Raw genomic sequence first — 14,754 nt, 5'->3', positions numbered from 1 at the left:
GAATGACTGAGTATGCGGTAGTCGACCCGGCCACCGGTGCAACCATCAAGGAATACCCGACCATCACGGACGCGGAGCTCGCCGCGGCGGTTGATTCGGCCGCGGCAGCGCACAAGGGCTGGTCGAAGGGCAGCACGGTGGAGGACCGTTCCGCCCTGATCCGCAAGGTGGCCCGGCTGCACGAAGAGCGCCGGCAGGAACTGGCGGACATCATCGTCCGCGAGATGGGCAAGCCGGTGGAGCAGGCCCTGGGCGAAGTGGATTTCTGCGTGGCCATCTACGACTACTACGCGGACAACGGCCCGGCCCTGCTCGCGGATGAGCCGATCCCGCTGCTGGACGGCGAAGGTTCGGCGCTGGTCCGCAGCTCGTCCATCGGCGTGATCCTGGGCATCATGCCCTGGAACTTCCCCTACTACCAGGTGGCACGCTTCGCCGGCCCGAATCTGGTGGTGGGCAACACCATCCTGCTCAAGCACGCCCCGCAGTGCCCGGAATCCGCTGCGGCGCTGCAGCAGATCTTCCTCGACGCCGGTTTCCCGGAAGGCGCGTACGTCAACATCTACGCCACCAACGAGCAGATCGCCGGCCTCATCGCGGATCCGCGGGTCCAGGCCGTCTCCCTGACCGGCTCGGAACGCGCGGGCGCCGCCGTCGCCGAGATCGCGGGCCGCAACCTCAAGAAGGTGGTGCTCGAGCTCGGCGGTTCGGATCCGTTTATCCTGCTCTCCACGGACAACCTCGACGCCGCCGTCGAATCCGCGGTGGCGGGCCGCCTCGACAACAGCGGCCAGGCCTGCAACGCCGCCAAGCGCTTCATCGTGGTGGATGAGCTGTACGACGCGTTCGTGGAGAAGTTCACTGCCGCCCTGAAGGAAGTCGTTCCGGCGGATCCCACCTCGGCGGACACCGTCCTGGGCCCGCTGTCCTCGGATGCGGCCTCGGCACGCCTGGGCGAACAGGTGGACCGCGCCGTGGAGCAGGGCGCCCGCCTGGTGCTCGGCGGCGAGCGCAAGGGCAACTTCTTCCCGCCCACGCTGCTGGCGGACATCACCCCGGACAACGACGCCTACCACGAGGAGTTCTTCGGCCCGGTGGCCGCGGTGTACCGGGTGGAGTCCGAGGACGCCGCGGTTGCCCTGGCCAACGACACCCCCTTCGGCCTGGGTTCCTACGTATTCACCACTGACCAGGAGCAGGCCCTTCGCGTGGCCGACAAGCTGGAAGCCGGCATGGTCTTCATCAACGCCGTGGGCGCCGAAGGAGCCGAACTGCCGTTCGGCGGCGTGAAGCGCTCCGGCTTCGGCCGCGAGCTGGGCCGCTACGGCATCGGCGAGTTCGTCAACCGGAAGATGATCCGCATCAGCTGACGCTTTTCACGTCCAACGGCGGACATCACGACGGCGGTTCCCCTCCTTTCGCAGGTGGGGAACCGCCGTTTTTTGTTGCGGTTTTTGTTGCCGCCTTGTGTTGCCGGGCAAGGCTCCGTGTTGCCCTGCGTTGCGTGGGGTTTCCTTGAATTTCCCCGGATTTCCCGCGGTTTCCGGGCGTTACCCGCGGGCTTTCCAGCGCCATGGCCGGTGCGTTTACATCGTTCCCACCGGTCCATCACTCCGGACCGGTTTCCCCAAAATCCCTACCCGGAAAGTAGCTCCCATGAAACTGCACCAGCCCCTGTTGAGCGTCGCGGCCGCCGTCGTACTTGCGCTGACGGTGAGCGGCTGCGGCGACAGCGCGGAAGCAGGACCCGGCAGCGCACCCAATGGCACGGAGGTGAAGGAACTGCGCTACCAAGGCTGGGCCAACTCGGTCACGCTGCCGGAACTCGCGCAGGACCTTGGCTACCTCGGCGACATCAAACTCAAATGGGTGGGCAACACCACCAGCGGCCCGCAGGACATCCAGTCCGCCGCCACCGGACAGACCGATTTCGGTGGGGCCTTTGCCGGCGCCGTGGTGAAGCTCATCGAAGCGGGCGCCCCCGTGAAGGCCGTGGTCAACTACTACGGCGAAGACGCGAAGACCTTCAACGGCTTCTACGTCAAGGAGGACAGCCCCATCCGGACGGCCAAGGACTTCATCGGCAAGAAGATCGCCGTGAACACCCTGGGCGCGCATGCCGACGCCGTCATCAACACCTACCTGCGCAAAAGCGGCCTGAGCCCCGAGGAAGCAAAGCAGGTCCAGCTGGTCCCGCTGCCGCCCAACGACACGGAAGAAGCCATCCGCCGCGGCCAGGTGGACGCCGGTGCGCTCGGCGGGGTGCTGCAGGACAAGGCCATCGCCGCCGGCGGCCTCCGCTCCGTCTTCAGCGATGTGCAGTTCTTCGGCCCCTTCGCCGGCGGCCCCTATGTGCTGCGCACGGACTTCATCGAGAAGAACCCGGGCACCACCAGGGCCTTCGCCACGGGCGTGGCCAAGGCCATCGAATGGGCGCGCACCACTCCCCGCCCGGACGTCATTGCCCGCTTCACCAGGATCATCAAGGAACGCGGCCGCAACGAAAGCACCGAGGCGCTGCAGTACTGGAAGAGCGTGGGCGTCCCGGACGCAGGCGCCATCAAGGACGAGGACTTCACCCGCTGGGGCGAGTGGCTGAAGAGCTCGGGCATCGTCACCAAGGAGCTCACGCCCGCCAACTACTACACCAATGAGTTCAACGAGCTCGCTGGAAAGGCAAAGAAATGACCGCCAAGATCAGCCTGCGCAACGTCAGCAAGCAGTTCACGGTACGTCCCGCCGGATCGGCGGGCACCACCACCCTGACCGCTATCGACTCCCTCAGCCTGGACGTGCGCGACGGCGAGTTCCTCACCTTGGTGGGGCCCAGCGGCTCCGGCAAGACCACCTTGCTGGACCTCCTGGCCGGCCTGTCCACGCCCACCTCCGGCGAGGTATTGGTGGACGGCCGGCCGGTGACGGGCCCCGGCAAGGACCGGGCCGTGGTGTTCCAGCAATACGCGCTTTTCCCTTGGCGTACCGCCTCGGCCAACGTGTCGATCGGGCTGGAGGGCAAGGGACCGGACGGCCGGAAGCTCTCCCGCCGCGAGCGCGCCGCCAAAGCCAGCGAGTACCTCAAGCTGGTGGGCCTTGCCGGTTTCGAGGACCGCTTCCCGCACGAACTCTCCGGCGGCATGAAACAGCGCGTGGCCATCGCCCGGAGCCTGGCCTACGAACCGGACGTGCTCCTCATGGATGAACCTTTTGCCGCCCTGGACGCCCAGACCCGCGAGCAGCTCCAGGAGGAACTCCTGCGGATCTGGCGGACCACCGGCAAGACAATCGTGTTCATCACCCACGGCATCGACGAGGCCGTATACCTGGGTCAGCGCGTGGCCGTGCTCAGCGCGCGGCCGGGACGCCTGAAGGCGATCGTGGACGTGGACATTCCGGACCGCGACGGCGGTGAGGACATCCGCTCCACGCCCGCCTTCGTGGAGCAGCGACACAAGGTGTGGACCCTGCTGCATGACGAGGTCCGGCTCGCGCAGGACGCCGGACACCGCAAGATCCTCCCTGACGGCACAGCACCGGATGAACCGGTGTTGGGCGAGCCGGCCGCGACAACCCGTGAAAGGAGCGCCGCCTGATGAGCGCAACACTCACTAAGCCGGTCCGCACGGCAGTCACCGACACGGCGGTCACCACCACAACGGCCACCGGTCCTGCCGACTCACGCTCCGCCGTCGGGTGCGCTCCGGCCGGCCTGTCAGCAGCGGCGTCCCGCGCCGGCTCCTGGCTGTGGAAGGCCACCGGCGTCCTGGCCTTCCTGGCGCTCTGGGAACTCGGGCCGCTGTACCTCGCGGCTCCGTCCACCCGGGTGTTCCTGCCGCCGCTGCACGAGGTGCTGCTGGCCTGGGGCAGGCTCTTCGAGAGCGGCTCCATCCAAGGGCATCTGGCCGCGAGCCTGGGCCGCTCGGTGGCAGGATTCGGCATCGCACTGGTGGCAGGCGTTTCCCTGGGTTTGCTGATCGCTTGGTACGGCCGGCTCAACTCGGTGCTCAACCCGCTGCTGGAGCTGTTCCGCAACACTGCGGCCCTGGCGCTGCTTCCGGTGTTCACGCTGCTGCTGGGCATCGGCGAGGAATCCAAGGTGACGATCGTGGCCTACGCGGCGTTCTTCCCGGTGCTGCTGAACACGATCGCTGGCGTCAAGACCGTGGACCCGCTGCTGATCCGGGCGGCGAAGTCCCTGGGCCTGAACAGCTTCCGGCTCTTCCAGAAGGTGATCCTGCCCTCGGCAGTTCCCACCATCTTCACCGGCATCCGGATGGCGGGCACGGCATCGATCCTGGTGCTGATCGCCGCGGAAATGGTCGGCGCGAAGGCCGGCCTCGGATACCTGATCGTCAACGCCCAAAGCAGTTTCCTCATCCCGGATATGTACGCCGGCATCCTCACCGTCTCGCTGCTTGGCCTGGCCGTGAACTTCCTACTCGTCGCCCTGGAGCGGCATTTCTCCCGCTGGCGCACCGCCGTCGGGGCCTGATTTCCACCACAACCGCACTACAGAAAAGGAAAGAACCATGACCGTCATCACCGAAACCAAGCTCGAATTCGCCAAGCTCGGAGCCCGCATCGGCGCCGAAATCCGGGGCCTGGACCTCAGCGGAGACCTCAGCGACGACACCGTGGCGCAGATCCGGGCGGCCCTCAACGAGCACAAGGCGCTGGTGTTCCGCGAGGCCAATATCCTCACGGACGAAGCTCAGGTGAAGTTCGCCAGCCACTTCGGTCCACTCACCACGGCGCATCCCACCGTGGCGTCCGTGGAGGGCGAGGCGAATGTGCTGCCCGTGGACAGCGAGAACGGTTCGGCCAACACCTGGCACACGGACGTGACGTTCGTGGTCAACCCGCCGCAGGCGTCCACCCTGCGCAGCATTGACCTTCCTGCCTACGGTGGCGAAACCCTGATCGCGTCCTCGGCCGGCGCCTACGCCGACCTCCCGGACGAGCTGCGGAACTTCGCCGACACGCTCTGGGCCATCCACACCAACGACTACGACTACTCCGTGCCCAAGAACCTGGAACACGAAAACGCCGAGGAACGCCGCAAGGAATTCACCCGGATCAAGTTCGAGACCGCCCACCCCGTGGTGCGCGTCCACCCGCTGACCGGCGAGCGCGGGCTGTTCATCGGCGGCTTCGCCCAGCGGCTGCGGATCGTGGGCCTGTCCAACACCGAATCCCGCGACATCCTGCGCCTCCTGCAGGCCTACGTGACCCGCCCGGAAAACGTGGTCCGCGTGAGCTGGGAACCCAACCAGCTGGTGCTCTTCGACAACCGCATCACCCAGCACTACGCACCGGACAACTACGACGGCCAGCCGCGCAAGCTGAACCGCGTGACGATCGCCGGTGAGATCCCGGTGGGCGTTGACGGCAAGGCGAGCCAGGCGATCGAGGGCGACTCCTCGACGTATTCCGTTGTCGCTCCGCTCTAAGTAGCACGCATGTGTTGTTGTAGCTGTACCCCTCCCCCGAACAGACAGGCCCCGCAGTAGCGAAACTGCGGGGCCTGACTGTTGTTATCTCTGTTGTTACGGCTTTACGGCATGGCCGCGCCGCGGGCGGTGGTCCACAGTGTGTACCACTCGATCCGGCTCATCGACGCCGCCACCTTGGCCGCATCCGCGCAGGCGGCGATCCGCTCCGGGCGGGAGCTGCCCACCACCGGCGAAATCTTCGCCGGGTGTTTCATGAGCCAGCCCAGGAGCACGGCTTCGGGCGTGGTGCCCTTCTCCTCCGCGAGCGTGGCGAGCAGCGCCGCCGTCGCGGTTTCCTCCGGCGTGGAAGCGGCCGGCGATCCCGTATAGCGGCCTTGTGCATAACGGCCTTGGGCGAGCGAACCGTAGGCCTGCAGCTCGATCCCGTTGCGGATGCAGTGCTCAACAGTTCCGTGCGGGAATCCGGCGTCGAAGCCTTCCTGCCGGTTGACCAGCACGGTGCTCTCCACCCACGCGGCCTTGTGCAGGCTCATCTCCAGTTGGTTGGCCACCACCGGCGTTTCCAGCGCGTCCTGCAGGTACTCGATCTGCGCGGCGGACATATTGGACACACCGAGCGCGCGCACCTTGCCTTCCGCCATCAGCTGCCCGACGGCGGACGCCACCTCCGCCGGTTCCAGCAGCGGATCCGGGCGGTGCAGCAGGAGGATGTCCAGGTAGTCGGTGCGCAGCCTCTTCAGGCTGGCGTCCACGCGTTCGACGATGGCGTCCCGGCTGAGGTTGTAGTGCCCGGGGACACCGCCCTCGGCCAGGCTGATCCCGCACTTGCTTTGCAGCTGGATCTGTTCCCGCAAGCCCGGCGTTCCGGCGAGGACCTCGCCGAAGACCGATTCGGCCTTGCCGCGGGTGTAGATGTCCGCATGGTCGAACAGGGTGATGCCGATGCCGCGGGCTGCCTCAATGGCAGCCGCCGCCTGCTCCACCTCCGCGGAACCGTAGTCAGGACTGTCCCAGTCCCCGCCCAGGCCCATGCAGCCATAGATGAGGCGGCCTGCTCCGTTGAGCGGGCCGTCAGTGTTCGTGGTCATCTCAGGCTCAGCCGAAAAGCCAGGCAGTGGTGGCGCCGGGGAGCTTGCCGTCTTCCAGCGCGGAGCTGCTGACGACGACGGTTCCTTCCGGGAGCTCCACGGCGTCCGTTCCGAAGTTGGTCACCGATTCCCAGCCGTTCGGGCGCCGGAAGTGCAGCACCTGCGGGTCGGCGTTGGGGATCCACTCGAGTTCTTCGCCGGACTGCAGCTCGCGGCGCAGCTTCAGGGCCTTGCGGTACAGCTCGAGGGTGGAGCTCTCGTCGCCGTCCTGGACGTCCACGGCGAAGTCAGCGAACCAGGCCGGCTGCGGCAGGTGCGCAGGGCCGTCGCCGAAGCCGAAGGACGGTCCTTCTGCGGTCCAGGGCAGCGGTACACGGCAGCCATCGCGGCCGATCTCCTTGCCCTTGTTCCGGAAGAACGAAGGGTCCTGGCGTTCGGCGTCGGTGATTTCATTGCCGACTTCCTGGAGGCCGAGCTCTTCGCCCTGGTACAGGTAGGCGGAGCCGGGCAGCGCGAACATCAGGAGCGAGGCGGCACGGGCGCGGCGCAGGCCGAGCTCGATGTCCACGTCTTCCTGCTTGCCGCCCTCGAGCAGCCACTTCTTGCCGGCCTGGCCGGCCATGATTTCGGCGTCGGAGGACGGTTCGGCGACCGGGAGCCCGTAGCGGGTGGCGTGCCGGACCACGTCGTGGTTGGAGAACACCCACGTGGAGGAGGCGCCGGACGCGGCGGCCTCGGCGAGGTTCTTCGTGATGATCGTGTGGAACTGGGTGGCGTCGAAGTCGGCCTGCAGGAGGTCGAAGTTGAACGCCTGGCCCAGGCCCTCCGGGCTGGCGTAGCGGGCACGGCGGGTCTGGTGCACCCAGGCCTCGGCGACGGCCGTGCGCGGCGGGTTGTATTCGTTGAAGAGCTTGCGCCACTCGGCGTAGATGGCGTGGACCTCGTCACGGTCCCAGTACGGGTGGGAACCATCGACGAAGCCGTCGCCTTCGCTGGCACGGGCTTCCAGGTCGGCCCGGGTGGGGAGTGTCCCCTCGAGGTTCTTGGTCATGCCGTGCGCCACGTCGATGCGGAAGCCGTCCACGCCGCGGTCGGACCAGAAGCGCAGGGTCTTCAGGAAGTCTTCGCGGACTTCCGGGTTGTCCCAGTTAAAGTCAGGCTGTTCCTTGGCGAAGATGTGGAAGTACCACTGTCCCGGCGTTCCGTCCGGTTCGGTGATGCGCTCCCAGGTGGGGCCGCCGAACACGGATTCCCAGTCCGACGGCGGGAGCTCGCCGTTCTCGCCCAGGCCGTCGCGGAAGATGTAGCGGTCCCGGGCCGGGGAACCCTTCGGCGATGCGAGGGCTTCCTTGAACCATTCGTGACGGTCCGAGGAGTGGTTCGGAACGATGTCCACGATCACCTTCATGCCGGCCTCGTGGAGGGCTGCTGCCATCTCGTCGAAGTCTTCGAGGGTGCCGATCTTCGGGTCGACGTCGCGGTAGTCGTCCACGTCGTAGCCGCCGTCGGCGAGCGCCGAGGGGTAGAACGGGCTCAGCCACACGGCATCGACTCCGAGGGACTTCAGGTACGGCACCTTGGCGGTGATGCCCTTGAGGTTGCCGATGCCGTCCCCGTTGGAATCGGCGAAGCTGCGCGGGTAGATCTGGTACACCGCGGCCTGGCGCCACCAGTTGGGATCGGTCATGCGGTCTGCGTCGTTGCGGTGTGCCTCGGGGGCGGTGGTGCTCACGGAACTCCTTTTATTTTGGATCTAAATTATCTCCCCGACCAGTATGTGACTCCAGCCACTGAAGGTCAACAGGGGTACGGCGGTTCCCTCGCGGAGCCTCAGACGCGGAGCCACGCTGTGGCCGGACCCGGCAGGAGCCCGTCCTCGACGGGCGCGCTCGCAAGGAGGAGCTCGCCGTCGGGCAATGCCACGGGAGCCTCACCGAAGTTGGTGATGTTCAGCCAGCCGCCGGGTCGGAGGAAGGCCAGCACCTCGCCGTCGGCGGCTTCCGTCCACTCAAGGGTTTCACCGCCCTGCAGGACGCGGCGCAGGCGCAGGGCCCCGCGGTAAAGGTTGAGGGTAGACGCGGGATCACCGTCCTGGGCTTCCACCGAAACCTTGCCGAACCACTCGGGCTGCGGCAGGTGGGCGCCGTCGGGCCCGAAACCGAACGACGGTCCGGTGGCGGTCCATGGCAAGGGCACGCGGCAGCCGTCCCGACCCAGGCCGTCATAAGTCCAGTCCGGCTGGTTCACCGAGCGGTGGTACGCCGGGTCCTGCCGCTCTTCGGCGGGAATGTCCCCCACCTCGTGCAGTCCGAGCTCCTCACCTTGGTACAGGTAGGTGCTGCCCGGCAAGGCCAGCAGGAACAGCGTCGCGGCACGGGCCCGGGCCAGGCCGAGCGCGAGGTCGACGCCGTCGGCGGGCGCACCGGCGAGCATCCACTCGACGCCCTGCTTCACGCCCTTCCGGCCGTCCAGCGGCGGCAGGCCGTAGCGGGTGGCGTGCCGGGTGACGTCATGGTTGGAGAGCACCCAGGTGGAGGAGGAACCGGTGACGGCGGACTGGGCCAGGTTGTCCGTGACGATCCGGCGGAACTGGCCGGCGTCGAAATCCGCCGTCAGCAGGTCGAAGTTGAAGGCCTGGCCCAGGCTGCCCGGCGCGGCGTATTTTGCGCGGCGCACCGGCGAATCCACCCAGGCTTCCGCCACGGCGGTGCGGGGCGGGTTGTATTCGTTGAACACCGCGCGCCACTCGGCGTACACCTCATGCACCTCGTCGCGGTCCATGAGCGGGTGCGTTCCCGAGTCCCGGTCCATGCCATCCAGTTCGGCGCGGCTGGGCAGGGTCGCCGGAAGATCCTTCACCAGCAGGTTCGCCACGTCCACGCGGAAGCCGTCCACGCCGCGGTCCGACCAGAACCGCAGGGTCTTGAGGAAGTCGTCCCGCACTTCGCGGTTGTCCCAGTTGAAGTCAGGCTGCTCCTTGGCAAAGGTGTGCAGGTACCACTGCCCGTCGCCGACCGGCTCCCAGGCGAGTCCCCCGAAGGCCGCCTGCCAATCGGCCGGCGGGAGTCCGCCGTCGGGCCCCACGCCGTCACGGAAGATGTATCGGTCCCGGGCCGCGGAACCCTTGGGCGCCTTCAGCGCTTCCTGGAACCAGGGGTGGTCGTTCGAGGAGTGGTTGGGCACGATGTCCACGACCACGCGGATGCCTTCCGCGTGCAGCGCGGCGACCATCTCGTCGAACTCCTCGAGCGTGCCGATCCGCGGATCGACGTTGCGGTAGTCCGCCACGTCGTAGCCGCCGTCGGCGAGCGCCGACGGGTAGAACGGACTCAGCCACACGGCGTCGATCCCCAGGGCGGCGAGATACGGCACACGCGAGATGATGCCGCGCAGGTCACCGATGCGGTCGCCGTTGGCATCGACGAAGGAGCGGGGGTAGATCTGGTAGACGGCGGACTGCCGCCACCAGGTGGCTTCGGGGACGAGGATGGGTTCTGCTGCCATGGGGATTCCTTGGGAAGTGTGTGGTGTTATCCGGGTGGGCCGGGCTCAGCCCTTGACGGCGCCCTGGGTGACACCGGCCATGACCCAGCGCTGCGTGAACAGGTAGGCCACGATCGCCGGCGCCATCGCCATGAGGTAGGACGCGAAGGACACGTGGTAGTTGTTGCTGAACTGGGTCTGGAACAAGTGCTGCCGCACCGGAAGGGTCTGCAGCGCCGGGTCCGAGATGATCAGGGACGGCATCATGAAGTCGTTCCAGGCGTACAGGAAAGCGAAGATGCCCACGGTGGCGCTCATGGGGGCGAGCAGCGGGAAGATCAGCTTCCAGAAGGTCTGCCAGGTGGTGGCGCCGTCGATCCGCGCGCTTTCCTCCAGTTCCAGCGGGATGGAACGCAAGAACGCGGTGAACAGCAACACGCTGAAGCTCAGCTGGAACATGGTGGCCAGCAGGATCACCCCCAGCGGGTTGTCCAGGCCCAGCCGGCCGGTGAGCTGGATCTGCGGCAGCGCCACCACGGGGAACGGGATGAACATCGCGGCCAGCAGGTAGAAGAAGGAGTACCGGAACAGCCGGCGCTCCCAGTTGCGCACGATCGCGTAGGACGCGAACGCGGCCAGGACGATCGTGGCCACGACGGTCCCCGCGGTGACGAGCAGGGACATCGCTGCGCCCACCGGGAAGTTGGTCAGCGCCCACGCCTGGGTGAATCCTTCGAGGCTGAACGGCGCCGGGAAGGAGAAGGCGTTGCCGTCCACCGCCTGGCCGGGAGTCTTGAACGCCATGGAGACCGTGACGTACAGCGGCAGCAGCACGGTGACCGCGCACAGGATGAGGATGGTGGTGGCCGACCAGTTCACGCGCTCCGGCTGTGCTTTCGGGGCGCGCTTTGTCTTTGCCGGGCCTTTCCGGCTCCCGACGGCGGCGCTTCGGCTGCCGTGGCGTGCTTCGGTTTCGAGGGTGCTTGGCTGTGTCATCAGAGTGCGTTCCGTCCGCGGGTCAGCGAGAGCTGCAGGAGTGAGATGAGGATGGCGACCACGAAGAAGATCGTGGCATTGGCCATCTGGTAGGCGTAGTCACCGTTGTTGAAGCCAGTGATGACGGTCATCGCGATGCTTCGGGTGGAGGTGCCGGGGCCGCCGTTGGTGAGGCCGACGATGATGTCGTAGGCGTTGAGGAAGCCCTTGAATCCCAGGATCACGTTGATCACCACGTAGCCGGCGACCAGGGGGACCGTGATCTTGATGAGTTGCTGGAGCTTGCCCGCGCCGTCGATCTCCGCTGCCTCGTAGACATCCGAGGGGATGGAGACAAGGCCGGCGATGTAGATCAGGAGGGAGCCGGGCACGGCCTGCCAGGCCGTCACGATCACGATCGCCACCCAGGCGAGGTCCGGGTTGGCCAGCAGGCTGGTTTCGAGCCACGGGATGCCGGCGGCGGCCCCGGCGGCCGGCAACGAGTTCGAGAACAGGAAGTTGAACACGTAGGCGATGATGATGCCGGACACCACCATCGGGATGACGAAGATGGTCCGCAGGGCGGACTTCATCCTGATGCGGGCGTTGAGTGCCACGGCCAGGAGGAAGGCGATCACGTTCACCACGATCACGGTGACCACCGAGAAGCCGAAGGTGAACAGATAGCTCTGCAGGATGGCCGGGTCGCTGAAAATGGCGATGTAGTTGGTGAATCCGGTGAAGTCCCAGTCACCGATGCCGATGGAGTTGGTGAAGCTGAAGAAGATGCCGATGATTCCCGGAACCGTGATGGCCAGCGTGAACAGCGCGAGGCTCGGCAGCAGGAAGAGGTAGTAGATCGGTTCGACCCGTCGCGTGCTGCGGCGCGTTCCGCTGCCCCGCTTGGCCGGAGTAATGGTGGACATAAGCCTGTCTCCTGGTTATTGCTGGCTCTTACTGGCGGAAGGCCAGCCGTGCCCAGTCAGCGTCGAGTGTGCGGAGGGTGGTTGCAGGGTCGGCGCCGAACACCACTGCCTGCGTGTAGTTGAAGATCGGGATGGTTTTGGGCACAAGTACGGAGGGGCCCTGGTAGACCTGGCCCTTCTCGTAGTAGCCGGCCATCCCTTCAACCCGGGGGTCGGGGTTCACTGCAGCGTCCTTGGTGGGGGTGAAGCCAAGCTGCGACTTGTTGTAGGCCTCGATGATTTCCGGCTTGTACAGGTGCTCCAGGAATTTCCGTGCCGCGTCCTTGTGCTTGGAGCCTTCCGGAATCCATGCCGCGAGGTCCACGTTGACGCGCACCTTCAGGTCCTCCGGGTTGTCGGTCATCGGCAGCGGGAAGGTTCCCAGCTTGAGGTCCGGCGCGGTCTTGGCGATTTCGCTGAATGCCCACGGGCCCTGCAGGTACATGGCGGCCTTGCCCTGGGCAAAGGCCAGGTTGCCGTCGCCGTAGGCACGGCTCGCGGCGTCCTTGTTGACGTACGTCTTTGCCAGTTTCAGCATCTTGCCGACGGACTGGCCGAAGTCCTTCTGGAAGGACACCGCGGAGACCGGTCCGACGTCGGCTCCTTCCTCAGAGAGCTTCTTGAAGAAGTCGATCGTGTCCAGTTCCCCGCCTACCGAGTAATCGAACCAGCCCTGGCCGATGGTCCAGTCGTCTTTCCAGGTGGCGTAGAACGGGGTGACGCCGGCGGCCTTGAGCTTGTCGCAGGCCGCGATCAGTTCGCTCCAAGTCTTGGGCACCTCGATGCCGTGGGCCGCGAAGATCTCCTTGTTGTAGATCACCGAGGACGCCATGATCGAGTACGGCAGGGCGCTGGTGCGTCCCGGGTACGAACCGTACTGATCCATCAACGGCTGCAGGTCTTCGCGGACGCGGGAGGCGGCGTCGGTATCGGAGAGGTCGCTCAGGGCACCGCGCTCTACGAAGCGGGACGTCTCCATGTTGTAGTTCGCCAGGGCGATGTCCGGTGGATTGCCGCGTACGAAGCTGGCAGAGACCACGTCCACGCCCGAAGTATCCAGGACCACGCGGGTGTCATCCTGCGAGGCGTTGTATTCGTTGACGAGCTTGGTCATGAAGGGGATTGCTTCGCGCTTGCTGAAGGTGAAACGGATGGTTTCCGTGCCGTCTCCGCCCGCACACCCCGAAAGCAGGCCCGCAAGGAGGGACAGCCCGAGACCCAACCCCGCCAGGCGTTTTGTCCGCGTCAGTTTCACAGACACCGTTGTCCTTTCGTCATGCGGTCCGAAGGCCGCGCCGCCGGGCACAGGCATGGAGTGCACCCGTTTTAGATAGGAGGTAAATTTATAACCTATCGACAGTAGGGGATGAGCTGGCTCACAGGGTCAAGCCCGCCGGGGATTTGTTTCCCTACATAGATTTATGAACTAAATTTAGAGCGGCTGCCTTTAGTGGGCCGTCCTTCCGGGAAGAAGTGGAGCGTCAACGATGAGCGAAACTGCGCCCTCAACGCAGCTGGTACGCAGGGTCAACGCCAGTGCCATGCTCAAGGTGATGCGCGGGGCCGGTGTGCTGACGGGTACCGAACTGATGGCCGTCACCGGGCTGTCCCGCGCCACGGTCATCTCGATCTGCGACGAACTCGTACGGCTGGGTTGGCTGCAGGAGCTGGAAAACCAGCGCGGTGCCGGAGATTACGTGAAAGGCAGGCCGGCGCGCCGCTTCGTCTTCGATGACCGTGCGGCCAGCGTGCTCGGCATCGACATCGGTGCCAACAAGATCACCGCCATCGTGGCCGATATGGCAGGCACTCCCCTGTCGCAGGTCACCATGCCGTTCCGCGCGTACAACGTGCCGGCCGACGAGCGCGCCGATGTCCTCGACCGGATCGCCGCCCAGGCCCTGGAAGACGCCGGAGTGCCTGCCGATTCGGTACTTGCCGTCTCCGTGGGCGTTGCGGCTCCTGTCAGCCGGGACGGCGAAGTCCTCACGGCGCAGGAGTTCTGGCGTTCCTTCGACGTCCGCGCGATCGTTTCCGAACGGCACGGCTGGCACGTGCTGCTGGAGAACGACGCGAACCTCGCCACGCTTGCCGAACGTTGGCGTGGCGCAGCCCAGGGCATCGACAACCTAGTGGTCATGCTCGCCGGCGACCGCCTGGGCTCCGGTGTGCTCGAATCGGGACGGCTGCTCCATGGACAGCTCGGCGGTTTCGGCGAGCTGGGGTACTTGGACAAGCTCGACGGCGTGGGAGACACTCACGGCATTGCCCACTATGCGGCGCTGTGGGGGCGTGAAGCGCTCGACGGCGGCAGCAAGACCGCGCTGCGCGAACACTGCGGCGGGGACGCCAACGCCCTGACGGCCGAGATGGTGTTCGCCGCCGCGGCGGCAGGTGACGCGGCCGCCGTCGGGATCCTGGAGCGGATGGCGCACCGCATGGCAAGGGTCATCGGTTCCCTGAGCACCATGGTCAATCCGGAGCTCGTGGTCATCGCGGGGGCCGTGGCCGAATCCGCGCAGGCCCTTCTCCCCGCCATCGAAAGAGAGCTGCCGGACTTCACCCATACGCCGCCACGGGTCATGGTGTCTGCCCTGGGCGAGGGCATTGTGTCCATCGGGGCCGTGCGGCATGCCTTGGATTACGTGGAAGACAACGCGCTGGACGTGTACCCTGCCTCCCTGGCCAGAGGTGCGGGGAAGGGTTTGTGACGCGGGCACGGTGCTGCACGCTGCCGCTGCCCCGGGGCGGCAGGTCCACATCGCTGAACCAGTAGTTAGCCGACGCAGGCCT

General features: G+C 66.3%; 12 protein-coding genes. 6 read left to right on the top strand and 6 right to left on the bottom strand.

What is annotated here, in order from left to right; translation table 11 throughout:
* The first annotated feature begins 2 nt into the window (after positions 1-2).
* The 5 genes from BIU82_RS15465 to BIU82_RS15445 all read left to right on the top strand — a co-directional run bounded on the left by BIU82_RS15465 (position 3) and on the right by BIU82_RS15445 (position 5,447).
* Complete coding sequence (locus tag BIU82_RS15465; protein ID WP_070350314.1) at positions 3-1,370, top strand: NAD-dependent succinate-semialdehyde dehydrogenase; 1,368 nt, start codon at positions 3-5, stop codon at positions 1,368-1,370.
* A gap of 286 nt (positions 1,371-1,656) precedes the next feature.
* Complete coding sequence (locus BIU82_RS15460) at positions 1,657-2,688, top strand: ABC transporter substrate-binding protein (protein WP_070350313.1); 1,032 nt, start codon at positions 1,657-1,659, stop codon at positions 2,686-2,688.
* Positions 2,685-3,590 (top strand): ABC transporter ATP-binding protein, encoded by a 906-nt coding sequence (locus BIU82_RS15455; protein ID WP_070350312.1) that lies wholly within the window; start codon positions 2,685-2,687, stop codon positions 3,588-3,590. The genes BIU82_RS15460 and BIU82_RS15455 overlap by 4 nt, the downstream gene beginning before the upstream one ends.
* Positions 3,590-4,489 carry an ABC transporter permease gene (locus BIU82_RS15450; RefSeq protein WP_070350311.1) on the top strand — a complete coding sequence of 300 codons (900 nt, stop codon included), beginning with the start codon at positions 3,590-3,592 and terminating at the stop codon, positions 4,487-4,489. Before BIU82_RS15455 ends, BIU82_RS15450 begins: the two co-directional genes overlap by 1 nt.
* A gap of 37 nt (positions 4,490-4,526) precedes the next feature.
* Positions 4,527-5,447 (top strand): TauD/TfdA family dioxygenase, encoded by a 921-nt coding sequence (locus tag BIU82_RS15445; RefSeq protein ID WP_070350310.1) that lies wholly within the window; start codon positions 4,527-4,529, stop codon positions 5,445-5,447.
* A 104-nt stretch (positions 5,448-5,551) separates the two neighbouring features.
* Here BIU82_RS15445 and BIU82_RS15440 read toward each other — a convergent pair whose 3' ends face one another.
* The 6 genes from BIU82_RS15440 to BIU82_RS15415 all read right to left on the bottom strand — a co-directional run bounded on the left by BIU82_RS15440 (position 5,552) and on the right by BIU82_RS15415 (position 13,222).
* Entirely contained in the window at positions 5,552-6,538 is a 987-nt protein-coding gene (locus BIU82_RS15440; protein WP_070350309.1) for an aldo/keto reductase, read from the bottom strand.
* A 7-nt stretch (positions 6,539-6,545) separates the two neighbouring features.
* Positions 6,546-8,270, bottom strand: a complete 1,725-nt coding sequence (locus BIU82_RS15435) for a glycoside hydrolase family 13 protein (protein ID WP_070350308.1) — start codon at positions 8,268-8,270, stop codon at positions 6,546-6,548.
* A gap of 98 nt (positions 8,271-8,368) precedes the next feature.
* On the bottom strand, positions 8,369-10,042 hold the full coding sequence (locus BIU82_RS15430) for an alpha-amylase family glycosyl hydrolase (RefSeq protein WP_070350307.1): 1,674 nt from the start codon (positions 10,040-10,042) through the stop codon (positions 8,369-8,371).
* Positions 10,043-10,087: 45 nt separating this feature from the next.
* The gene (locus BIU82_RS15425) at positions 10,088-11,017 is read right to left on the bottom strand and encodes a carbohydrate ABC transporter permease (RefSeq protein WP_070350306.1); all 930 of its coding nucleotides are present in this window, start codon (positions 11,015-11,017) and stop codon (positions 10,088-10,090) included.
* A complete protein-coding gene (locus BIU82_RS15420) occupies positions 11,017-11,922 on the bottom strand; it encodes a sugar ABC transporter permease (protein ID WP_070350305.1) in 906 nt (301 codons plus the stop codon). The genes BIU82_RS15425 and BIU82_RS15420 overlap by 1 nt, the downstream gene beginning before the upstream one ends.
* Before the next feature lie 28 nt (positions 11,923-11,950).
* Positions 11,951-13,222, bottom strand: coding sequence for an extracellular solute-binding protein (locus tag BIU82_RS15415; protein ID WP_070350304.1), 1,272 nt, complete (start codon positions 13,220-13,222; stop codon positions 11,951-11,953).
* 226 nt (positions 13,223-13,448) lie between these two features.
* Between BIU82_RS15415 and BIU82_RS15410 the strand changes: the two genes are divergently transcribed.
* Positions 13,449-14,672 (top strand): ROK family protein, encoded by a 1,224-nt coding sequence (locus tag BIU82_RS15410; RefSeq protein ID WP_070350303.1) that lies wholly within the window; start codon positions 13,449-13,451, stop codon positions 14,670-14,672.
* Positions 14,673-14,754 lie beyond the last annotated feature (82 nt).

This window comes from Arthrobacter sp. SW1 (genome assembly GCF_001766675.1).
GTDB lineage: Bacteria > Actinomycetota > Actinomycetes > Actinomycetales > Micrococcaceae > Arthrobacter.
The sequence above is the reverse complement of the archived record's forward strand: the minus strand, read 5'-3'. Positions and strand labels throughout refer to the sequence as shown.

Excerpts from the sequence above, each read along its gene's own strand:
- BIU82_RS15465 (WP_070350314.1), top strand. The coding sequence starts at position 3 with ATGACTGAGTATGCGGTAGTCGACCCGGCCACCGGTGCAACCATCAAG.
- BIU82_RS15460 (WP_070350313.1), top strand. The coding sequence starts at position 1,657 with ATGAAACTGCACCAGCCCCTGTTGAGCGTCGCGGCCGCCGTCGTACTT.
- BIU82_RS15455 (WP_070350312.1), top strand. The coding sequence starts at position 2,685 with ATGACCGCCAAGATCAGCCTGCGCAACGTCAGCAAGCAGTTCACGGTA.
- BIU82_RS15450 (WP_070350311.1), top strand. The coding sequence starts at position 3,590 with ATGAGCGCAACACTCACTAAGCCGGTCCGCACGGCAGTCACCGACACG.
- BIU82_RS15445 (WP_070350310.1), top strand. The coding sequence starts at position 4,527 with ATGACCGTCATCACCGAAACCAAGCTCGAATTCGCCAAGCTCGGAGCC.
- BIU82_RS15440 (WP_070350309.1), bottom strand. The coding sequence starts at position 6,538 with ATGACCACGAACACTGACGGCCCGCTCAACGGAGCAGGCCGCCTCATC.
- BIU82_RS15430 (WP_070350307.1), bottom strand. The coding sequence starts at position 10,042 with ATGGCAGCAGAACCCATCCTCGTCCCCGAAGCCACCTGGTGGCGGCAG.
- BIU82_RS15425 (WP_070350306.1), bottom strand. The coding sequence starts at position 11,017 with ATGACACAGCCAAGCACCCTCGAAACCGAAGCACGCCACGGCAGCCGA.
- BIU82_RS15420 (WP_070350305.1), bottom strand. The coding sequence starts at position 11,922 with ATGTCCACCATTACTCCGGCCAAGCGGGGCAGCGGAACGCGCCGCAGC.
- BIU82_RS15410 (WP_070350303.1), top strand. The coding sequence starts at position 13,449 with ATGAGCGAAACTGCGCCCTCAACGCAGCTGGTACGCAGGGTCAACGCC.